The 22,323-nt window shown below is 60.5% G+C and carries 17 protein-coding genes and 1 riboswitch; of the genes, 5 read left to right on the top strand and 12 right to left on the bottom strand.

Going from position 1 to position 22,323, the window contains the following annotated elements; all coding sequences use genetic code 11:
* Positions 1 to 128 precede the first annotated feature (128 nt).
* The 7 genes from KJQ12_RS09750 to KJQ12_RS09780 all read right to left on the bottom strand — a co-directional run bounded on the left by KJQ12_RS09750 (position 129) and on the right by KJQ12_RS09780 (position 8,525).
* The gene (locus tag KJQ12_RS09750; protein WP_213484512.1) at positions 129 to 1,802 is read right to left on the bottom strand and encodes a transposase; all 1,674 of its coding nucleotides are present in this window, start codon (positions 1,800 to 1,802) and stop codon (positions 129 to 131) included.
* Between the two features lie 416 nt (positions 1,803 to 2,218).
* On the bottom strand, positions 2,219 to 3,088 hold the full coding sequence (locus KJQ12_RS09755) for a protein phosphatase 2C domain-containing protein (protein WP_213484513.1): 870 nt from the start codon (positions 3,086 to 3,088) through the stop codon (positions 2,219 to 2,221).
* Between the two features lie 16 nt (positions 3,089 to 3,104).
* Positions 3,105 to 4,052, bottom strand: a complete 948-nt coding sequence (locus KJQ12_RS09760; RefSeq protein ID WP_015256097.1) for an MTP-1 family protein — start codon at positions 4,050 to 4,052, stop codon at positions 3,105 to 3,107.
* A gap of 31 nt (positions 4,053 to 4,083) precedes the next feature.
* Positions 4,084 to 5,166: a glycoside hydrolase family 130 protein gene (locus KJQ12_RS09765; RefSeq protein WP_213484514.1), complete on the bottom strand. Its 1,083-nt coding sequence runs from the start codon at positions 5,164 to 5,166 to the stop codon at positions 4,084 to 4,086.
* Between the two features lie 43 nt (positions 5,167 to 5,209).
* Positions 5,210 to 6,085: a carbohydrate ABC transporter permease gene (locus KJQ12_RS09770; RefSeq protein ID WP_213484515.1), complete on the bottom strand. Its 876-nt coding sequence runs from the start codon at positions 6,083 to 6,085 to the stop codon at positions 5,210 to 5,212.
* A 16-nt stretch (positions 6,086 to 6,101) separates the two neighbouring features.
* Positions 6,102 to 7,091 carry a carbohydrate ABC transporter permease gene (locus tag KJQ12_RS09775; RefSeq protein ID WP_213484516.1) on the bottom strand — a complete coding sequence of 330 codons (990 nt, stop codon included), beginning with the start codon at positions 7,089 to 7,091 and terminating at the stop codon, positions 6,102 to 6,104.
* A gap of 78 nt (positions 7,092 to 7,169) precedes the next feature.
* Complete coding sequence (locus KJQ12_RS09780) at positions 7,170 to 8,525, bottom strand: ABC transporter substrate-binding protein (protein WP_213484517.1); 1,356 nt, start codon at positions 8,523 to 8,525, stop codon at positions 7,170 to 7,172.
* A 289-nt stretch (positions 8,526 to 8,814) separates the two neighbouring features.
* On the opposite strand from KJQ12_RS09780, the gene KJQ12_RS09785 reads away from it, so the two are divergent.
* Positions 8,815 to 9,840 (top strand): LacI family DNA-binding transcriptional regulator, encoded by a 1,026-nt coding sequence (locus KJQ12_RS09785; RefSeq protein WP_213484518.1) that lies wholly within the window; start codon positions 8,815 to 8,817, stop codon positions 9,838 to 9,840.
* A gap of 211 nt (positions 9,841 to 10,051) precedes the next feature.
* Here the strand turns inward: KJQ12_RS09785 and KJQ12_RS09790 are convergent, their stop codons facing one another.
* The 4 genes from KJQ12_RS09790 to KJQ12_RS09805 form a co-directional block, all read right to left on the bottom strand.
* Positions 10,052 to 11,269 carry a KamA family radical SAM protein gene (locus tag KJQ12_RS09790; RefSeq protein ID WP_213484519.1) on the bottom strand — a complete coding sequence of 406 codons (1,218 nt, stop codon included), beginning with the start codon at positions 11,267 to 11,269 and terminating at the stop codon, positions 10,052 to 10,054.
* Between the two features lie 198 nt (positions 11,270 to 11,467).
* Positions 11,468 to 11,611, bottom strand: a riboswitch (cyclic di-AMP (ydaO/yuaA leader).
* An 84-nt stretch (positions 11,612 to 11,695) separates the two neighbouring features.
* Positions 11,696 to 12,622, bottom strand: a complete 927-nt coding sequence (locus KJQ12_RS09795) for a VanW family protein (protein WP_425315969.1) — start codon at positions 12,620 to 12,622, stop codon at positions 11,696 to 11,698.
* Positions 12,623 to 12,704: 82 nt separating this feature from the next.
* Complete coding sequence (gene ald, locus KJQ12_RS09800; RefSeq protein ID WP_213484520.1) at positions 12,705 to 13,838, bottom strand: alanine dehydrogenase; 1,134 nt, start codon at positions 13,836 to 13,838, stop codon at positions 12,705 to 12,707.
* A gap of 240 nt (positions 13,839 to 14,078) precedes the next feature.
* On the bottom strand, positions 14,079 to 15,107 hold the full coding sequence (locus KJQ12_RS09805; protein WP_015256106.1) for a LacI family DNA-binding transcriptional regulator: 1,029 nt from the start codon (positions 15,105 to 15,107) through the stop codon (positions 14,079 to 14,081).
* Between the two features lie 184 nt (positions 15,108 to 15,291).
* On the opposite strand from KJQ12_RS09805, the gene KJQ12_RS09810 reads away from it, so the two are divergent.
* The 4 genes from KJQ12_RS09810 (at position 15,292) to KJQ12_RS09825 (ending at position 20,637) form a co-directional block, all read left to right on the top strand.
* Positions 15,292 to 17,418, top strand: a complete 2,127-nt coding sequence (locus KJQ12_RS09810) for an amylo-alpha-1,6-glucosidase (protein WP_213484521.1) — start codon at positions 15,292 to 15,294, stop codon at positions 17,416 to 17,418.
* Between the two features lie 17 nt (positions 17,419 to 17,435).
* A complete protein-coding gene (locus KJQ12_RS09815; protein ID WP_015256108.1) occupies positions 17,436 to 18,758 on the top strand; it encodes an ABC transporter substrate-binding protein in 1,323 nt (440 codons plus the stop codon).
* Positions 18,759 to 18,899: 141 nt separating this feature from the next.
* On the top strand, positions 18,900 to 19,784 hold the full coding sequence (locus KJQ12_RS09820; protein WP_213484522.1) for a carbohydrate ABC transporter permease: 885 nt from the start codon (positions 18,900 to 18,902) through the stop codon (positions 19,782 to 19,784).
* A 16-nt stretch (positions 19,785 to 19,800) separates the two neighbouring features.
* Positions 19,801 to 20,637 (top strand): carbohydrate ABC transporter permease, encoded by an 837-nt coding sequence (locus KJQ12_RS09825; RefSeq protein WP_213484523.1) that lies wholly within the window; start codon positions 19,801 to 19,803, stop codon positions 20,635 to 20,637.
* Positions 20,638 to 20,705: 68 nt separating this feature from the next.
* Here KJQ12_RS09825 and KJQ12_RS09830 read toward each other — a convergent pair whose 3' ends face one another.
* On the bottom strand, positions 20,706 to 22,130 hold the full coding sequence (locus KJQ12_RS09830) for an alpha-amylase family glycosyl hydrolase (RefSeq protein ID WP_015256111.1): 1,425 nt from the start codon (positions 22,128 to 22,130) through the stop codon (positions 20,706 to 20,708).
* Positions 22,131 to 22,323: the final 193 nt, after the last annotated feature.

Genomic DNA, 22,323 nt, shown 5'->3' on the forward strand with positions numbered 1-22,323 from the left:
CTATTCACTGTGGAAAAACAAGGCTCCATCCCCTACTGAAACTTGCAATTCTCGTCCACAAGCCGTTGTGGGTCGGATTGGGGGGATATCCGCCATCATCATGGGTCTTACCTTTCGTGTGCTTTGCTTCATCCGACCGCGATTGGCGCACGACGAAGAAACCCGGGTTTGGGGTTTCCGAGTTTTCGGACCAGGAGTTTGAGGTTTACGACCATCGCCGAAGTCTGTGCCTTGATTTGCAGGGTAACGCGGCTGCGGGTTCGCGCTCCATCCAGAGCGCAGTCGTTCTTCAGTTCCTTGTTCTTCCGTTCGACGACGAGCCACTCTTGCAACTCGGCTCGCCCGGTCAGACTGTCGTTGTATACCCGGGCGGCTTCGTACAGGTCTGCGTAATCGCTCCGGAATACACGCCGGCCCCCCTTTTCACTGCTCGTGCACGCCTTGCGCGACGGGCAGGAAAGACAAACGTGCGGTGCAAAGCTGTACTGGTGACCTTCCGACTGGCGGATATATTGCTTGTCGACGCTTTGTTGGCCTTCCGGGCAAATGTACACATCCTTCTCCGCATCGTAGACAAACCGGGACGAATGAAACAGACCGGTCGGGTTTTCGGCAATCGGAACCGGAGCGACGACGGGGATCCCCAGTGCGGCCAGTCGCGCCCGGTTTCTCCCGTGGCCATAAGCCGAATCCCCCAGCAGAGCGGAAGGCGTCACGCCAAAGAAACGCTTGATCGTCGCGGTCATGTCGGCTGTCGCATCCTGATCGTGTTCATTGGCCGGAATAGTGCGCACGTCGAGAATGACGCCGCCCGTCGTGCAGAGGTTTTGCGTTTTGTACCCGTAGATGGTTTTCGACCGCTTGGCGATGCGCGCTTCCGGGTCAACCGCGCTCACGATGCGGTTTTTCGGGCGTTCGGCTAGCGGAATCTTTTGAAACCGAACGAGCTCGGGAACGTTCGTCCCGGTCTCCTCGTTCCGGCCTTCGGACGCTTCATCCGCTCCATCGCCGGGGTCGACAGGCGAGCTGTTCTCTTGGAGAATGCGCCGCAGGATCGCTTGCAGCTCCCGCGAACGCTTAAGATGCTTCCACTCCGCCAGAAACGGCTTGATGTTCTCGTTCTCGAACCAGGCCAACAACCCGTAGGCTTGGGAGACCAGCTTGCTGAAGGCCAGCATGCGAGCCGACGCCGAGGCCGACTTGCTCAGCCGAACGGTTGCGCCATCCAGCGGCAAAGCCTCCAACGCCTCAAGCATCGGTTTTGTCCCGTGCTTGCGCAAATGTTGCGCCAGACGAATCAGGGCATGCTGAATCAGCCGATAGGCGCCCGGGAACTTCAGGTTCACATTGGTCGGGAACGAGTCGATGATCCACTGTTCGTTCCGGTCGCCCCACAGTCCGTACTGGTACATCTGGGCCAGAATGTAGAGATGGCAGGCCCGGAACATGGCGGCTCCCATGCGGCTGCGATCCAGTCCGATCGTGCTGTGGTCGAAACCGATGAAATCCACGGGCAGTTGCAGGAAGCGCTTGATGAACAGGTCACCGATGATTTTTTCTTCGGTCTGACGATCCGACAGACCGTAGTAGGCCTGAACCAGATGGATTTTCAACTTGAGAGACGGCGCATACGGGTACTGTCCTCTGCCGGAATAGAGCACCGCGCACAGCCGATCGGCGAACGAAAAGTCGACCTTGCTGTCGACATGGCTCCAGAACGGATGCGGCGGCAGCTTGGTGTACACTTGCACATCGGCAAAGGAAAGTTGGTCGAACGTTTTGTACCGAACCGAAAAAGTCATATGCGTCGCCTCCTGTAAACACCTTGCTACCATTATACCACGAAAACGGGTGTAATCGTGAGAACGGAAAAGAAAACATCGTATTTTCCAAAGTATTTCGCAAAAATTGATTATCTGTCGCACGATCGTTGTGCACAGTTAATCGACAGCTTCCGGAGAAGCGTTATCTGCAGAAAAGAACGTCCGCACACCCGCCAAACGCCGCAATAACGCCACTGAGTTCCGTTGCCGCCCGGAGCCGCGCCCCTTTTCCGTCAATAACGTCTCTGAGTTCCGTTGCGATTTCCCCTCACAAAAAGAAACGCCGGAAGAGCGCATCTCTGCACTCCCCGGCTGTCTCGCCAATCGTATTCACCATCTGCCCGGTGATCCCGTCCGGTCCCACGAGCTGACACGGATACCAAAACCGCCAGCCGCTATACTTCCGGAAACTCCAGCAGCACCGCCGTCTTGTCGTCCGATCGCTTGACCCGCGGAAATCTCGTGCAATCGGGATCGGACCGCTCATATTGCACGAGCCATTCCGCGTACGCTTCGAGCCCCATCCGACCGACAAGCCGCGCGGTCTCTTCGGCGTCGAACGCTTCCGCCGGATCGGCCTTCGGCACGTACAGTCCATCCGTCATCAGCAGCAGCGAGCGGAGCCCGAGCCGGTTAATCGTGCCGGATTCGACATAGCGGGCGAACGCGGGATCGCCGTTCAGCACGGCGTACCCTTCGGGCCCCGGAGCGTTCGCCAGCCGCCGGCCCGCTTCGATGGTCGGCAGCACCGCCTGCCAGCGCGCGTCGCGCCCCGTGATGCCGGAGGCCGCCGCTTCCGCCCACCGGCGCAGCGTCGCCCGGTCTGCGGCGGCGAGCTGATCCCGCGTCAGGACGCGGTACGAGCCGTCCCGGTAGCCGGCGACCAGCATGCAGTCGCCCGCCTGGGCGTAGTCGACGGCGTCCGGCCGGACCCGCACGATGAGCGCGCCGGCGCTCCACAGCGCCTCCTTGCGCGCCGGGTCGATGCCGCATGCCGCCATCTCCGCGGCCAGCCGCCGGTTCGCTTCGGCCAGCATGTCCGCCAGCGCCGCGGCCTTGGCATCCGCGCCGAGCGGCATGCCCATGACGGTCTCCGCCGTGATCCGCGACGCCAGCACGCCGCCCGTCTCGCCGGAGGGCGCACGGAACGGCACGAGCGATGTGGCGCCGTCTACGACGCCGAACAGACCGTCCCGCTCCCTGACGATGAGCGCGTCTTCGTTCCACTCGCCGCTCCCCCGGATGCAGACCGTTCGGAACGTCAAGCCGCCCATCCCGCGATCACTTCTCGTACGCGGCGAACGGGTCCGCGATCGTCACCCGGTGCGCTTCCGCGTCGCTGATGCCGGCGTACAGGTCGGCCGTGCCGTTCGAATGCCGGATCAGACCGCCGCTGAAGACGACATCGACGAGGTCCGGACGCTTCGCGGGTCCGGCCGGGAAGTCGGCCCGTTCCGCGATGATCGACATGTCGGAAAATTTGCCAGTCGTCGGATCGAATACGAATGTCATCGGATAATAATGCCGGTTGCCCTGCTCGTCGAACCTGGCGATATGCCCGAGCACGCCGAGCAGCCCGTTCGAGAGCACATGGATTTCGTTGCATCCGCCCCACTCTTCGTCCAGGAACTGGCCTTCGAGCAGCGGCGCCTGATGGATCACGTCAAGCGACAGGTCGTCCAGCTTGCCGATGCGGGCGTAGCCGATCTTGCCTCTTCCGCCCTTCTCGCCCTGCGGACGCGTGAACACGCCGATGCTTCCGTCCTTGAGCTGGACGAGACGCAGATCCTTCATCTGATCAGGCCCCTGGAAGAACGGTTTCTTGTCCACGAGGCCCGACTCTTTGTAGAAAACCGTCCGCCAGCCGAGTTTGCCCGGATCGACCGGATGGGGATAGGTCTCCACACCCCCGATGATCAGTTCGCCCGAAATGCGTGTATAGAACGGGTCTTGCAAGGCCAGGACGGGGGAATCGCTCCGCTGCACCCATTTGCCGTCCCGATTGACGAAAAAGTAAATCTCCGATTGCTCGCTGTCCCGGCGCTCGACCCGTCCCGCAATCACGATCTCGCCGTTCAGCACGAACGGCGCCGTGATGTTGTACACGTCGCGCCCTTCCACGCCGTCGAACACGATTTTCTCGGCGTAGAACGGACGCTTGCCTCCCGCGCGATAGACCTCAAGCAACTCGACACAGGATTTGACCCCGCTGTTCTTCCAGAGTGCCATGACCACTGATGTCCTTTCCGTCTGTATAATCCTATTTTAAAAGATTAAACACTTCTTCGAGTTGGAAAGTTGCGGATGCTGTCGATTCGTCGGAGACGCCGTAGTACATGGTCACCCGGCCGTCCTTCACAATCGCGCCGCATGCGAAGACGACGCCGGCGAAGAACCCGGTCGTCTCGTATTCCGCTTCCGGCGACATGAACGGTTCCGCCGTGCGCGCGATGACGCGGCCCGGATCGTTCAGATCGAGCAGCACCGCGCCCATGCAATAGCGGTGGCCGCTGTCGGCTCCGTGATACAGGAGCAGCCAGCCTTCGTCCGTCCGGATCGGCACGCAGCCCGCCCCGATCCGCGCGCTGTCCCATCCGCTCTCGGAAATGCCCATGAGAAACCGATGATTGCCCCAATGGATGAGATCCGGCGATTCCGCGATCCACATCTCGGGCTTGCCGATGCCTTCGGGAACCGGACGATGCACCATCATGTACTTCCCGTTGATTTTTTCGGGGAACAACACAACGTCCTTGTTCGTCGGCGCAAGAATCGTCCCTTCCCGTGTGAACGACCGGAAATCGCGGGTCGACAGCAGGCCGACGGCCACCCCTTTCTCGGAAACGGCGCTGTAGGTGACAAGAAAGCGGTCGTCGATTTTCGTGATGCGCGGATCTTCGATCCCCCACGTCTCCAGCGGTCCCGCCGGAACGACGCTCGGCTGTTCGTCAATCGTGAACCGCTCGCCGTCCCGGCTTCTCGCCACCCGGAGATGCGACAGCGTCGTCAGATAGATCGTTTCGCCGCGACGGTTCTTCACGACGCGCAAATCGCTGAAATCCAGATCCGGATCGATTCGATCCAGCTCCACGATGCATACCGACGACTCTCCGAAACCGCTCGCATCCGCGCGCAGCACCGGCACGGTCACCTTGCCGGGATCCGTCTGGCGCGGCCGTTCCGCCACGCGCAGGAGCAGCACAATCTCATCGCCGCATTCCGCCACGCCGGCATTGAAAGCGCCGAGCACCTCCCAGTCCGGAAAAGACGGCTTCACATCGGCCGGCGTAATCAGCGGATTCAGCGGCGAACGCCGAACGCCGATTTGCGGTTTCACTCTCACCAGTTTCTCCTCCCATCCATTCCAAACCGGATCTATATTTCATTTAATCTTTAAGTCCCGTAAAGGTGATACCTTCGATGAAGTAACGCTGCGCGACGAAGAACAGCAGCACGACCGGCAGCGCGATGATGATGGACATGGCCATCAGATAGTTCCATTGCGGCGCCTCGTTCACCCCGCCCATGAAGAAGTACATCCCGACGTTCATCGTGTACAGCTTCATATCGGTCAGATAGATGAGCGGGCCGAGAAAATCGTTCCAGTACCCGCGGAACGCGAAGATCGCGACCGCGAGCAGCGCGGGCCGGATCTGCGGCAGCATGATCAGGAAGAACGTCTGCAGCGTATTCGCGCCGTCGATCTCGGCCGCGTCGTCCAACTCCCGCGGAATCGTCAGGAAGAACTGGCGCAGCAGGAAAATGTAGAACGGCCCCCACGCCGTCCACGCCCGCAGCACGAGCGGATCGAACTCGCCCACCAGTCCGAAGTGCTGCCAGATCAGGAACGTCGGAATGAGCGTCACGTGGAACGGCAGCATCATCGTCGCCAGCAGAATGAGAAAGATCAGATCGCTGCCGGGAAAACGGAACCGCGCGAACCCGTACGCGACGATCGTGGCGCTCGCCAGTTCCGCCGTAATGCCGAGCACGACGACGAAGATCGTGTTCCCGAGGTAGCGGTTGAACGGCATCGCCGTCCACGCCTCCGCGAAGTTGCGCCACTGCGGCGGATCCGGTATCCACTGCGGCGGCCAGGCGAAAATGTCGCCCTTCTCCTGCAGCGCGGTCGACAGCATCCAGAAGAACGGCACGAGAATGACCGCCGCCAGAAACGTCACAATGATATAAATGAGCGCCCGCTTGATCGCATTCATCCGCCTGGTGCCCAATCCTCCACCTGCCGCCAAGCTTCTCGCCATGATCGTAAGTCCCTCCTTATCGCTTCATGTCCGACTCGTAGTGAACCCAGGCCGGGGACGAGCGGAACACGAGCAGCGTAAGAACCAGAATGATCAAGAAGAGCACCCAGGCGATCGCGGAAGCTTCGCCCATGTGCATCTGGGTGAAGCCCCGCTCATAGACGAGCTGGTTCATGAACTTGCCGGCCGCGGTCGACGGACGAACGAACATCGCGATCGTAAAAATTTGCAGCGCGCCGATCATCCCCATGACGATCTGCAGCAGAATAACCGGCGAGATCTGCGGCACCGTAATATGCAGGAACTTCCGGAAGCCGCTTGCCCCGTCGATCTCGGCCGCCTCGTACAGGGAGCGCGGCACCCCTTGCAAGCCCGCGAGGAAGACGACGGTGTTCGTGCCGAAGATGCCCCAGACGCTCATAATGATGAAGGCCGGCAGAATGAAGTCCGGATCGCCGAACCAGTTCGGCTTGCCCATGCCGAAGAGCTTGAAGAACGGCGACAGGATGTAGTTCAGAATGCCGGACTCGCTGTTGAACATCCACCGCCACAGGAGTGCCACCGCCACTTCCGGCAGCACCGCGGGCAGGAAATAGATCGTCCGGAACGTGCCGATGCCCTTGATCTGGTTGTTGAGCAGCATCGCGATGAGCAGCGCGCCGATAACCCCGATCGGAAGCGAGAACAGGGCATAGAGCAGCGTAATCCGGACCGAAGGCCAGAATTCGATGTCCAGCGTGAACAATTTGATGTAGTTGTCCAGCCCGACCCATTCCGTCTTCCCGAAGATCGACGATTTCGTGAAGCTCAGGTACAGCGAATCGCCGAGCGGGTACAGGGTGAAAATGAGAAATCCGACGATCCACGGCGAGACGAGCGCCAGCCCCATCGCCTGCTTCTTCTTCCATCCGAACCACCGGAACAGGTGGTAGATCAGGAAAGCGATCACGGCCAGCGCGACCGGCACGAGCAGCCAGCGGAACAGCGTCGCCAGATGATTCTCCACTGCCGCTTCCTCCTTTCCGTTCATCACGGGCTTCGAGCAAACAAAGGAGGCAGCGGACTGCCTCCTTCGCAAGATGCGTTATTGCAGCGCGTTGTCGAGCAACGGTTTCACCTTCGGAATGAGATCGTCCGGACGTGCGCCCGCGTTGATGATCGGGTCCATAAGCTGCGTCCAGAAAATGTTGTCCCAATCCGGGTACTTCTCCGAATAGCGATACGGTCTTGCATATTCCATCGACGCGATGATCGCTTCAAGCGAATGCGCCTTGTTCGGATGCAGTTCTTTGAGCGTTTCGAGATCAGCCAGCGATTTGCGCGGCGGCATGATCTTCCAGTGGTGAATCGCATCGGTCAGATCCAGGAGCGCCTGGAATGCGGCGTCCGGATTTTTCGTCTTCGCGTTGATGCCCATGCCGAGAATGTCGCCGAACGTGACGTGCGTGCCGCCCGGACCCGCCGGCACCATGAACGCCTGCACGTTCTCGACGGTCGAGTCGAGATTGTCGGCGGCGCCGCCCATGAACATCGCGACTTGACCGTTGCGGAACATCTGGTCGAACCCGCGGTCGCGGATGATGCTTTGCGACGGAACGAGCGGACCTTGCACGAGGTCGGCGTAGAAGTTCAGCGCTTCTTTCGCCTCCGGCGTATCGATCGGCGACGACTTCATGTCTTCCGTGATGACTTCCCCGCCGTTCTGCCAGATGAACATTTGCGCCGGCGGCCAGCCGTTCAGCGTGAAGCCCCATTGCACCGTGTTGTTCGCATCAAAGCCTTCTTCGTCCGCACGCTTGCCGTTTGCATCCTTCGTCAGCTTCTTGGCTGCGTCAAGGAACTCGTTCCAGGTCCAGCTTTCATCCGGATAGTCGAGCCCCGCTTCGTCGAACAGCGCCTTGTTGACATACATCATGACGGGCTGCTGCAGCCAGGGCAAGCCGTAAATTTTGCCGTCATGCGTGAACGGTCCGAGAGACGCTTCATAGTAGTCGTTCGTATCAGCCGCCGGATGCGAAGCGCTTGCAAGCCGGTCGGTGATGTCGAGCATGACGCCGCCCGCGGCGAATTGCGCGGCGCGCTGCGCGCTGACCCAGAACAGATCGGGGCCGGAGTCGCCCGACAGCTGCGTGATCATGCGCGTATCGTATTCCGCCGGGTTGGAATCCTGCACGATTTCGTACGTGCCCGACTTGGCGTTCAGATCGTCGAGGATGGCCTGCAGTTCCTTCGCCTCATCGGCGCCCGCCCACGTCGCCAGCCGGATTTGCACCTTCTGTGCCGGTTCGCCGCCCGAATTGTTGCCGGACGAGCCGTTGTTCGCTGCGTTTCCGCCGTTCCCGCCGTTTGCGCCGTTGTCGTTCTTGCCTCCCCCGCAAGCAGACAGCACAAGCGCAATGACCAGAAGAACCGACGCCAGCATGGATAGCCTCTTCTTCATTGACACTGCCCCCTAAATCGATGTTGGGAAACATGAGTTGAACGATGACAATAACAACATTACAAAATTACAAGTTTAATTTTGTAACGTTATTATCCTCGTTACAATCACATTATGCATCAGGATGACAACGCTGTCAACAATCTGATTCATCGAATTTCAAGCTCGGTTTGGCCCCATATTTCGTGATTTCATTTACTTTTACTGCATGATAATGTATATTGATTTTGTAACGTTACAAAATTGAAATCGTTTCGGCATCCATTTGCCGCTGAAAGGGTTTGTCTTGATGGCCAAAAAGAAAATTGTCATGCAGGATATCGCAGACCGTCTCAATCTGTCCAAAAACTCGGTGTCGCAGGCGCTCTCCGGCAAGGACGGCGTCAGCGAAGAAACCCGGAGGAAAATCATCCAGACCGCCATCGAGATGGGGTATCGCTATACACCGAAGAAATCGTCGGAAAACAAGAACAAGCAGGTGCGGACGATCGGACTTATCGCGTCCGAGTTCGCTTTCTCGATGAAGAATTTCTTCGGCGAGATCTATCTCGCCATCGAGCGCGAGGCGCAGCGCCACGGGATCAGCCTGCGGATCCAGTCGATCACGCCGGAAGCCCGCGATCAGCTGGTGCTGCCGGCATTCATCGAGCATCAGGACGTGGACGGGCTGCTTATTCTTTCCCACATCAGCACCGAATATGTAAACCATGTGCTCGCCAAAGGCATTCCGACCGTCCTCATCGATCACCATCATCCGCTCATCGAGGCCGACGCCGTCCTGACCAACAACCGTTTCGGCGCGTACACGGCAGTCCGGCATCTGCTCGAACTGGGGCACCGGAGCATCGGCATTCTCGGCAACATCGACGCCTCGCCGAGCTATCAGGAACGATGGGAAGGCTATTTGCTCGCGATGCGGGAGCACGGCATTGAACCGCCACAGGCGCACATGCTGGTCCATGTCACGGAGGAAGGCGGAAAGATCGAAGAAGCGCTTCGCTCCGTCACCGAGAAGCCGAGCGCCTGGTTCTGCATGAACGACGGCTTCGCCTTCTTCGCTTGCTCCGTGTTGCGTAACATGGGGTGCGCCATCCCGAACGACGTCTCCGTCTGCGGTTTCGACAACAGCGATTTCTCGCAGATCGGCGTCCCGAAGATCACGACGATGAACATCGATCTCGACTTGTTCGCGAAGGAAGCTTTCGCCCAATTGTTACGCCGCATCGAGCGGCCGGATGACGCGTGCCGTGAAATTCTGCTGCCGACGCGGCTCGTGAAGCGGGAATCGACAGGGGCGTACGTCGGACAGTCCTGACGCGGACGGCTGCGATCAAGGATGCTCCCCTCAAGGCAGACACCTGAAAGAACAATTATCGGGGCTGCTTGAGGGGAGTTTTTCTTATGGGGAGTAAGAAAATGGACTCCGCAATTCACGGAGTCCAGACTTTTCATGATTGCTATTTTCACTGTCTGCTTGACCGGGAGCGGCTCAACACACGTCCCGAATCGGCCGTTTTCATCTGCGCTCAACTCGGTTCAGCCACTTCGACCCGCTGGACGGCATCGGCCGCCCGACCGCGCTTGACGCGTTTCACAGGCACCGGCGGAAGCTCATTGACGGAGACGACCTTGTCGGTCTTCTTCCCGGGTTTCTTCCAATATTTCTCGCTGCCGGGCAGATCGTCGAACCACGCCGCGTCCGGGGGACAGTCGAGCACCATGAACTTGCCGTATTCCCCGTCGCGGGACTGGTGGTATTTCAGGTACGCCTTCCCGTTCTCGATGGCCAGAATTTCAATCTTGCCGGACGTATGGCTCATCGACAGGCGCACCCTTTTGCCCAGACCGGATGTTCGCGCTTTCGCTTCTTCCACCAGCCGATACACCCGTTCCAGCGGCAGCACGAAGTCGCTGTTGCCCGCCACCGGCCGGTTGACGAAGAAGTAGTACGGCGTCACGCCCGCCCAGGACAGCTTGTCGAGCAGTTCGGCGAGCACCTCGGCGTCGTCGTTGATTCCCTTCAGAATCGGCGTCTGATTGACGACGATCGCGCCCGCCTGGTGCAGCGCGTCGAACCCCCGCTTCGCCTCGGGCGTAATCTCGCGCGGGTGATTGACATGCGCCATGACATAGATGCGCTTCTCGGGCGTCGAGTGTTCCCGGATCAGTTCGAGCAGATCCGGATCTTCATAGATGCGCATCGGATTGAAGACCGGCAGCTTCGAGCCGAGCCGGATGATCTTCACGTGCGGTATCGAACGCAGCCGCTCGATGATGGCCCTGAGCCGCGGCGTGCCGAGCATGAGGCTGTCGCCGCCCGTCAGCAGCACGTTGTTGATTTCGGGATGCGCCGCGATATAGTCCAGACCCGGCGACACGTCGGTCACCGCTTCCTTCACGTCGTTGCGGAACAGCCGCTTCCGGAAGCAATACCGGCAATAGGCGCCGCACACTTCGGAGACGATCAGCAATGCCGTCGTCTTGTATTTGTGCTGGCAGCCGGGCACGACGTAGTTCGTGTCCTCGTCCGACGCGTCCCACCGCCCGTACTCCTTCAGCTCGCCCGTATTCGGGATGACCAGCTTGCGGATCGGATCGTCCGGGTCGTTCCAATCAATCAGATTCAGATAATAATCGTTCACGCGGAAGACGAATTTCTCCGTGATCGGCTTGAGCTGCTCCCGTTCCGCTTCGGGAAGCATCGTGATTTTCGAAATGTCGGTAATGTATCTCACCTTCGCCATTTTACGCCTCTCCTTTCGTTTGCCTCTTCAGGGATTTGTAACAATGGCAATGTTGATATAACCTCCTTCCTCTCCGGATTAGAAACCAGCCGAGCCAATTTAAAAAAATCTTTGCGGATAAGGCCTGAAGAAAGAAAAAAGACCCGTGAAGGGTCTGCGGCATAACATGCCGATCATGCACGCCATAAGCTTCGTTCAATTCAGACCCATCTCCCGCTGACGAGGTTAGCTGACGGGCTCGGGTCGATGGTCCCCTACGTCCGGCCGGCGGACGATTCGCCCCAATTGACTGGTTCCCCCGCTTCCCGGACATTGCCACCGGGAATTAAGCGTGTTTTTAGGATAACGGATTTGGCCCGATCTGTCAAAAAACAACGGACCGCCCCGGGACAGAGACGCGCATCCGCACGTCCGCGGACGGGACGGTCAGCCCGCATCCGGGTGCAGCGCGTCGCGCACCTCCTCGATCTGCCCGCGCTGTATGCCCGGCACTTCCCGCGGATGATGGCGGACCGATTCGGTCGAATACAGGACGACGCGCATCGTGCCGCGGGCGGCGTACGCCCGGATCAGCACCGGCTGATTGAGCGTGTTGCGGAAAGCGAAATCCGGCCCGTACCAGCTCACCGTCGCGTCCCGGCCGGGCGGCACATAGGCGACATGGCGGCTGTGGGCATACCGTTCGACAATCTGGAGTCCCGCGTTGTCCACCGCGTTGAACAGCGTCGACGACACCTGGCAGATGCCGCCGCCCACCCCTTCGGACAATTCGCCGCGCACGATGACGGGCGCCTGCCGGTAGCCCCGCTCCACCGTCCGCTTGCCGATCGTCCGGTTGAAGGAGAACGTCTCACCGGGAAAAACGACCGTGCTGTCGAGCGCCGCGGAAGCCAGCTCGATGTTGTGGGACCGGTTCCGGTTCCCCGGGTTGTAGTAGGTGACATATTGGCCGATCACTTTCTCTTTCAGCCCGACGAGCAGTTCGCTGTCGACCTTCGCCGGCACCGGCCGCGCGGGCGGCTCCATGTCCGCCTCCCCGCTGCCGTAGAAATACGCGTAGAACTGCGACTCGAATGCTTCCCTGTCCAGCTTGCGCCCCGGCTGCTCCGGCCGAATCGTTCCGTTCGCGGCGAATTTCGCGTTGCGCGCCGGAACGTCCACTTTCGCCGCCAGACCGTCCGCCAACCGGTCGAGCTTGGCGGGATCGACAAAACCGGTGCCGGGCAGCGCGAACTCGCCGCGATGGATCCGGATCGTCTCGCCGGGAAGCCGGATCGTCAGCGCGCCGTCCGCCCCGTCCGGCAAGTCCGGCGAGAGGAGCGCAATCAGACCGGCCAGCATCATCCATTTCAACAGCACACACCTCCTGCATGACCGGATGCCGGCATTCCGGCTTATTCTGACCCGTGCCGGTATCCTTCATGCATGGCGCGGATTATTCCCTGCCGCCGGCGTTCAGCAGCGTCTCGACCGGCACATACGGCAAGCCGACCGCCTTCGCGACCGCTTCGTTGGTTACGGCCCCGCAGGCGGTGTTTATGCCGCGGGCGAGCGCCGGGTCGGACGCGGCCGCCTGCCGGATGCCGAGACCCGCGATCTTCATCGCGTAGGGCAGCGTGACGTTCTCAAGCGCCATCGTCGAGGTGCGCGGCACCGCGCCCGGCATGTTGGCGACGGCGTAATGCACGACCCCGTGCTTTACATAGGTGGGATTGTCGTGCGTCGTCACGCGGTCGATCGTCTCGATCGATCCGCCCTGATCGACGGCCACGTCGACGATGACCGACCCCGGCTGCATCCGTTTCACCATCGCCTCGCTGACGAGCTTCGGCGCCTTCGCGCCGGGGATGAGCACGGCTCCGATGAGCAGATCGGCCCGCTCGACGGCCCGCTCCAGCTCGACCGGATGCGACATGATCGTCGTCACCTGGCCCTCGAACAGATCGTCCAGCTCGCGCAGCCGGCGCGGGTTAATGTCCAGGATGGTGACGCGCGCCCCCGAGCCGAGCGCACGCTTCGCCGCATTCGTGCCGACGATGCCGCCGCCGATGATGACGACTTCGGCGGGCGCCACGCCCGGCACGCCGCCGAGCAGGATGCCCTTGCCGCCGTGCGTCTTCTCCAGCAGCTGCGCCCCGATCTGCACCGCCATCCGCCCCGCCACCTCGCTCATCGGCTGCAGCAGCGGAAGCGACCCGTCGGGCAGCTGCACGGTCTCGAACGCGACGCCCCACACTTTGCGCTCGACCAGCCGCCGGGTCAGTTCCGGCAGCGGCGCCAGATGCAGATAAGCGAACAGAATCAGATCCGGGCGCAGAAAATCGTACTCCTCCGGTACCGGCTCTTTCACTTTCATCACCATGTCGGCCGCGCCCCACACGTCTTCCGCCGAATCCGCAATCCGCGCTCCCGCGGCCTTGTACGCATCGTCGGCGAACCCGCTGCCGCCGCCCGCCGACCGCTCGACGATGACTTCGTGTCCCAGGCGCGTCAAGGCACTGACGCCCGCGGGCGTAAGCGCCACCCGGTTTTCGTTGTTCTTGACTTCCTTCGGCACGCCGATCCGCATCCGCCGAGCCTCCTTCCCGTCCTTACAGCCCGTTGTCCGCGGCCGCATCACGCTCCGCGTTCACTGTCAGCATATTCGGACGTCCGCCGTGTTGTCCGCATGCAGCGGCATCCAACTCTAGCATGCCCCGGGCATGCGCCGGTCATGAAGCGCGGATGCAGCCGGCGCATCGAACCGAAGCTGCGGAACGAACGAAAGAAGCCTTCGCACTTTCATGTGCGCGAAGGCTTCCTTGTTGCATCAGTTTTGCCGAACCGGGGCCGGCCCCGTGCTGGCGCGCACGATGAGCTCGGCGGGCATCTTGCGGTAGCGCGGCACCTGCCGCCCTTCCAGCATGTCGATCAGCGTGGCGGCCGCAATGTAGCCCATCTGGTATTTGTCCTGGTTGACCGTCGTCAGGGCGGGCGTGCAATATTGCGCTGCGACGATGTTGTCGAAGCCGATGATGGAGATGTCCTCCGGCACCCGCTTGCCCAGCGCGCGGATCGCTTGGAGCGCCCCGAGCGCCATCAGGTCACTCGCGCAGAAGATCGCCGTCAACTCCGGGCACGACGTCAGCAGCCGGTAAGCCGCATCTTTGCCGCCGTCTTCGCTGAATCCGCCGTCTTCGACGTACCGATCCGCGAACGGGATGCCGTGCCGCCCAAGCGCCTGCCTGTAGCCGTCGAGCCGCTGGATGCTGACGGCAGCCTGGGCATGCCCGTTGATCATACCGATATGGCGGTGGCCGCGTTCGATCAGATGCGTGACCGCCTCCATCGCGCCCTGCACGTTGTCGGTCATCACATAGCCGATGTTCTTCTTCCGCTCAATCGGAATATCGATCAGCACGCAGGGAATGGAGGCGTGCAGCATTTCTTCCAGATACGGATCATCCAGCCGCATACCCATCATGATGACGCCGTCGACTCCTCGCTCCTTGCACAGCGCCTTGTAGGATTTCTGGCGCTGCTTCTGCGGCGTGGTGTTGAACAGCACCAGGTCATATTCGAGTTCGGCGGCGCGGTCGTTCATGCCGCAGAGCATCTCGAACACGATGTTGTCTTTCACGCTGTTGCGGGTCAAGGCGGAGAGCAGCAGTCCGAGCGTGCGGCTCCGCTTCGAGACAAGGGTTCTCGCGGCGATGTTGGGGCTGTATCCGAGCTGATCCGCGACTTCCTGTATGCGCCGCCTCGTCTCCGGATTGACGTCGTCATGGCCGTTGAGCGCACGGGATACCGTCGTCACGCTGACGCCGGCCTGGCGCGCGACATCCTTGATCGTCGTCACGAGAATTTGTCCCCTTCCGAAACGTTTCGTACTTTTCAACTCTATTTTAATGGAATTCCAATAGATTCTCAACCGCCCGAAAATATTTGTTTGTCCCCTATTGCAAACGTTTACGGCAAAGAATATAATGACAGGTATCCGAAACGTTTCGGATAATTGGCGGGAGTCTGGAGAGGAAATCAAAATGAAACATCGCGTTATTAAAGAGAACGACCTGTTTTTCCTGACGGACGAGAGCGGCGACATCCCGCCGGGCTCTACGGACGGCAGCGGATTGTATACGCAGGATACGCGGTTTCTGAGCCGGCTTGAACTGAGCATCAACGGCGTGAAGCCGATTCTCCTCGAGTCCTCGGCCGAGACGAACTGTCAGGCCGTGTTCAGGCTGACGAATCCGCATATGGAAGAGGAAGGTCAGGTCAAGCTGTGGCGGGAAACGGTGGAAATCATGCGGCACCGTTTCATCCAGGACGGCGTTTTGTACGAATCGATCTCTTATACGAACTACGGTCCGAAAACGGTCGGTTTCGAGACGTCGATCACCGTTGATGCGGACTTCGCCGACATGTTCACCGTACGCGGCATCAAGGCCGGAATGATCGGCTCCGTGACGGGCAAGAGCGTCGATGCGGACCGGATCGCCATCCGCTACGCCGGCGCCGACGGCATCGCGCGGGAGACGCGCATCGCCTGGAACATCCCGGCCGACCGGGTGTCGCCCGACGGAACGGTAACGTTTGCGGTCGAGCTGAAGCCCCGCGAGGTCCGCACGATCGAACTGACCGTGACGCCCGTCATTGCGGACAAGGCGCCGCAGGCGAAACCGCGCGAGGAAGCGCTGCGGCTGCTGGACGCGTCTTACCGCCGCTGGGAGCAGGGGTCCACATCGGTCGACAGCGACCTGGAGATTTTCAACAAGCTGTACCACCGCGGCATGCGCGATCTGCGGATGCTGCTCACGGATCTCGGCCACGGGCCGTTCCCTGTCGCCGGCCTGCCGTGGTACGCGGTGCCGTTCGGCCGCGACAGCCTGATCGCCGCGCTGCAGATGCTGCCGGCCAACCCCGAGGTCGCGCTCGGCACGCTGCGGACCATGGCGGTCTATCAGGGGAGCAAGGTTGATCCGTGGCGGGACGAAACGCCGGGCAAAATTATGCATGAAATCCGTTACGGCGAGCTGGCGAACACGAATCAGATTCCATTCACGCCCTACTATGGTTCGGTGGATTCGACGCCGCTGTTCGTCGTTCTGGCCATCGAATATTACCGCTGGACCGGCGACTTGGGCGCCATCCGCGAGCTGATGCCGGCGCTTGAACGGGCGCTGGAATGGATCGACCAAAGCGGCGATCTGGACGGCGACGGCTTCGTCGAATACCACTCCGTCTCATCGGGCGGCATCGCGAACCAGGGATGGAAAGATTCCGGCGACTCGATCGTTCACGCATCCGGCGATTTCGCCGAGACGCCGATCGCCCTCGCGGAAGTGCAGGGCTACGTTTACCTTGCGAAGACGGGTATGGCGGAGATTTTCCGCAAGCTGGGCCGCAACGCCGAAGCGGAAGCGCTGGAACGGGCCGCGGCAGACATGAAGCGCCGGTTCGAGCAGTCGTTCTGGATGGCGGATGAGTCCTTCTACGCGATCGCCCTTGACCGGGAAAAACGGCAGGTGCAATCGGTGACGTCGAACCCGGGCCATCTGCTGATGACAGGGCTGCCGGACGAGAACCGCGCGGAACTCGTCGCCCGCCGGCTCACGGCGGAAGACATGTTCAGCGGCTACGGCATCCGCACGATGAGCGGGAAGTCCACCGGGTACAACCCGATGAGCTATCACAACGGCAGCGTATGGCCGCACGACAACTCGCTGTGCCTGATCGGCATGAGCCGCATGGGATTCATCGAGCAGGCGCTCAAGGTGACCCGGGGGCTCATGCGGGCGGCCGAACATTTCGAATACGCCCGGCTGCCGGAATTGTTCTGCGGCTACGAGGATACGCTCGGACGCCCGGTACCGTATCCGGTCGCCTGCTCGCCGCAGGCGTGGGCGGCGGGCACGCCGCTGATCTTCCTGCAAGTATTCCTGGGACTCGATCCCGATGTGCCGGATGGCATCATCCGACTCAGGCCGGCCTTGCCGGAGGGCATGAATCGGCTGAGCGTGCGCCAGCTTCGCGTCGGCTCCGGAACCCTGTCGCTGACGGTCACGCGGCGGGAAGGAAACGCGGTGCCGGAAGTCGAGGTCGAACACAATTCGACCGGCTGCGAGCTGCGCGTGCTTCATGCAATACATCAAGATGTTCAAAATTAAAAGGGAGGTTCTGCAGTATGAAAAGAAAAGGATTCACCATCCTGGCCGTCATGCTGTCCCTGATGCTGATCATCGCGGGCTGCGGCGGCAAATCGAACGACTCGTCGTCAACCGGCAGCAATTCGACAAACAACAGTTCGAATTCCGGCAACGCGTCCGAAGGATCCGGCGGCTCGGATTCCGCGGAGCAAGTGGAACTCACGCTCAACGGCTGGGGGGCCTCGCCTGAAGAGGAAGAGCTGCTGCAGCAGACGCTTGACGAGTTCATGAAGAAGTACCCGAACATCAAGGTGAAATACGAAGTCATCGCCGAGCAATACATGGATGTCATCAAGACGCGGCTGATCGGCGGCCAGGCCGGCGACGTGTTCTACCTCGACTCGGTCGAAGCGGAAGCGCTGATGGAGCAGAACGTGCTTGAACCGCTGAACGGATACGTCACGGACGAGTTCGACATCGCCGATTTCGAAGAACCGCTGCTCAACGCGTTCAAAGGAGCGGACGGCAACTACTACGGCTTCCCGAAAGACTTCTCGACGCTGGCGCTCTTCTACAACAAGAAACATTTCGAAGAGGCCGGCCTGTCCGGTCCGCCGACCACCTGGGAAGAGCTCATCGAATACTCGAAGCAGCTCACGAAGGACGGCCGCTACGGTCTGGGCGTTGCGCCGGAGCTGGCGCGGCAAATGTTCATGATCAAGGCGTACGGCGGCGAAGTCGTCGACGCGGAAGGCAAAGCCGCCTTCGCTTCGCCGGAAGGTCTGAAAGGCCTGCAGCTGGTCATCGACCAGCACCTGGTTGACAAGACGTCGGCTCAACCGACCGAAGTCGGCGCAGGCTGGGGCGGCGAAATGTTCGGCCAGGAGAAAGTCTCGATGGTGCTCGAAGGCAACTGGGCGATCCCGTACCTGGACAACAACTTCCCGGATCTGGAGTACGGCACCGCGGAAGTGCCGACCGTGAACGGCCAGAAAGGCACGATGGCATTCACCGTCGCATACGTCATGAACAAGCAGTCGAAACATAAAGAAGAAGCCTGGAAGCTGATCGAGTTCCTGACCGGCAAGGAAGGCATGGAGATCTGGACGAGCAAAGGCTTCGCGCTGCCGACGCGGAAATCGGTCGCAGCCAAACTCGGCTACGACAAGGACGAATACCGCAGCGCGCTGGTCGCAGGCGCGGCTTATGCAACGCCGTGGCAAGCCGGCAAGTACGGCCCGGTCATCATGAATAACTTCAACAACCAGTTCGTCAGCGCGTACCTCGGCGAGCAATCGCTTGAAGACGCGATGAAGAAGGCGCAGGATACATCGAACAAGGAAATCGATGCAATGCAATAATCCGCGCTGGCAGGCGGGGGCGGCATGTCCGCCCCCTTTCCGGCTGGCATGAGCGCACTCGTCGCTGCATCCCCCCGCGGCGGACGAATGCGCTCTTGCCTGTCGGAAACCGCAAGTCCCGATGCGAAGGAGGAACCGCGAATGAACAGGCGCAAGCTCAGAGAGGCAGCCGCCGGCTATCTGTTCCTGCTGCCGACGCTGCTCGTCATCGGCACGTTCCTGCTGGCGCCGATCGTGTATGCGCTATTCTTGTCGTTTCACAAAGTGCAGCTGCTGGGCGGCATCTCGTACCGCTTCATTGATTTTGACAACTATGTGCGGATGGGGGCGGACGACCGTGTATGGATCGCCCTGTACAACACGTTCGAGTACGCGATCATCGTTGTGCCGCTCCAGACGGCGCTGGCCATCCTGCTTGCCGCCGTTCTGAACTCGAAGCTGAGGGGCAGGAACGCGTTCCGCATCCTCTATTTTCTCCCGACGGTCACTTCCTCCGCGGTGCTCACGCTGATCTTCATGTGGATCTTCAAAACCGACGGCCTGCTGAACGACCTGCTCGGCGTCTTCGGCATTCAGCCCTTCAACTGGCTCGGCGATCCGAAGGTGGCGCTCAAGGGCATCATGCTGATGAACGTCTGGTCCACCGCACCGTATTTCATGGTGATCTATCTGGCCGCTCTGCAGGACATCCCGGATTCGCTCTATGAGGCGGCCGAGATCGACGGCGCAAGAACGCTGCGGAAGTTCTGGAGCATCACGCTGCCGCTGCTGAAGCCGGTCACGTTCTTCGTCGTCACGATGGGCATCATCGGCACGTTCCAGCTGTTCGACCAGGCGTACATCTTCTCGAACGGTTCCGGCGGACCGAACAACTCCACGCTGACCGTGGTGCTGCTCATCTACCAATACGCGTTCAAGAATCTCGACATGGGCTACGCCGCGGCGCTGGCGGTCATGCTCGCCGCCGTCATCATGCTGGTTACCGTCATCCAGCGCCGGATCTTCGGCGAAGAGAAGCTGAACTGAAGGAGGGAACCGCCGGATGTGGGACAAAAAAGGGGTCCGGGTCTCGCTGCGCACCGTCCAATATGCGATCCTGATCGCATACGCCGTCATCACGTTCATTCCGTTCCTCTGGGGGTTGTCCGCCTCGTTCAAAACGCTGGGTGAAATCTCGTCGGGGGAACCGAATTTCATTCCGAAGACGTTCACGCTCGACAACTACAAACAGATTTTCGTTGATGAGCCGCTGTTCCCCCGCTGGTTCGGCAACAGCACCTTGGTCGCCGTTATCGTCATGGGGCTGAACCTGCTGTTCAACTCGATGGCGGGCTACGCGCTGGCGCGGTTCAATTTCCCCGGCAACAAGTTGATGTTCTTCGGCATTCTGGCCGTGCTCATGATTCCGGGGCAGCTCACCCTCATACCGAGCTATCTGATTCTGAACGACTTCGGCTGGCTGAACAGTTATCAAGGGCTGATCGTGCCCGGCGCGGTGAACGCGACGTTCATCTTCATGATGCGCCAGTTCTTCCTCAGCTTCCCGAAGGATCTGGAGGAAGCGTCGGAGATCGACGGGCTCAGCCGGTTCGGCACGTTCTTCCGCATCGCGCTTCCGCTGGCGGGACCGGCGCTGGCGGCGCAGGCGGTGTTCATTTTCATGGGCGCATGGAACGACTTCCTGCGGCCGCTCGTCATCATGTCGGAGAAAGCGATGTTCACCCTGCCGCTCGGCCTCAACACATTCAAGGGGCAATATTTCAGCTTCTGGAACCTGATTATGGCCGCGTCGATGGTGTTCACGCTCCCGGCGCTCATCCTGTTCATTTTCTTCAACCGGTTCTTCGTCAAAGGGATTACGTTTACGGGCGGAAAATAACGGGCTCAAGCGGTCATAAAAAAACCATCCCCCATGCTTCGGCATGGGGGATGTTAGCTTGGGGCCCGTCATTTCACAAAGATGCGGTATTCCCACGGATCAAGTTCGACCGCAAGCCTGTCTCCGATTTCGATTTCGTCTTCCTGCGGAAACGAACGGTAAGTTCCCGCGGACATGGCGGTCCGGACCGATCCCTGCACGCTGCCGTCCGACAGATTCATGACAACGAGCACCGTGTTGTCTTCCTTCGTCCGCGCAAAAGCCAGGATGTTCGGATCGTCCGCCTCGAGCGCCTGAAACGCGCCGCCCGCCGCGCCGTTCCGGAGCGCGGGGTTGTCGTGTTTCAGACGGATCAGGTCCCGGTAGAACGACTGCAAGGAAAGATCGTCCCACGGGATCTCGTCTTTCTCGAAAAATTGCAGCCGTTTGTTCAACCCGGCCTCCTGGCCGGAGTAAATGAGCGGCATGCCGGGCACGGTGAAGGTCAGGGCCGCCATCGCCTTGACCGCGCCGCCCAGCCGCTCGTATTCCGTTCCCGTCCATGAGTTCTCGTCATGGTTCGAGGTGAAATGGAGCGGGAACGTTCCGGCGGGATACTTCTTTTCCAGCCGTTTCGCATACAGCGCAACCTGTTCGGGCTTTCGCTGCCCTCTGGCCAACCCGTTCATCAGATGGTACAGTTCCCAGCCGTAATTCGCGTCGAACGCCCGCCGGAGAAGCGAAATCTGGGCGTCGTCCTCCGCCAGCATGAAGACCGGCTTGATCGTCTCCAGCTCCGCGCGCGCGGTCTCCCAGAAATCCGTCGGCACACCGCCGGCGTAGTCCGCCCGGAAGCCGTCGACATCAAATTCCTCGACCCAGTACTTCATGGCGTCAATCATGGCCGCCCGCATGTCCGGGTTGCCGTAATTCAGATCCGCCACGTCCTGCCAGTTGGTGCCGGGCGGATGGACGATCCGGCCGCTGTCGTCCGTGGTGTACCAGTCGGTGTTGTCGATCCACGGGTTGTCCCAGCCGGTATGATTGGCCACCCAGTCCAGAATCACCTTGAAGCCCATGTCATGGGCTTTGTTTACCAGCTCCCGGAAATCCTCCGCCGTGCCGAATTCCGGATTGACCGCCTTGTAGTTCCGGACGGCGTAATAGGAACCGAGCGTTCCGAGCCGGTTCTTCTCGGAGATGGGATGGATCGGCATGAACCACAAGATGTCGACCCCCATCTCCTTCAGACGCGGCAGATGATCCGCAAACGCCCGGAACGTTCCCTCTTTCGTGTATTGCCGGATATTCACTTCGTACATGACGGCGCTCTCGGCCCAGTCCGGCATTTGCCGGGCGTCCGGCTCCGCCGCGGTGTCACGCGTTTGATTCACGGTCTCGTCCTCCTTGACCTGCCGGGCATCGCCGCAGGCGGCCAGCGCTGCCATGAGCAGGGCCAGCAGCAGCACCGCAGGACGTTTGGCCCGCGCCATTTTTCCGGGTTTGTCTCCCATTCCGCATCTCCTCACGATCCGTTCTCCGCCATATGCACCGTCACCGCGACGCTTTCGGCCGGCCGCGGAAGCACGACCGTCAATTCGCCCGCAGACAGGTCATAATACCACGCGTTGCGCCGGCCGTCCAGCGCTCGCAATCACTCAGGTAAAATGTTACCGAAGGGGGATCGGATCACTCACGTCGAAATGT

Origin of the sequence: Thermobacillus xylanilyticus, assembly GCF_907165215.1 — a bacterium.
In the GTDB taxonomy this organism is placed as follows: domain Bacteria; phylum Bacillota; class Bacilli; order Paenibacillales; family Paenibacillaceae; genus Thermobacillus; species Thermobacillus xylanilyticus.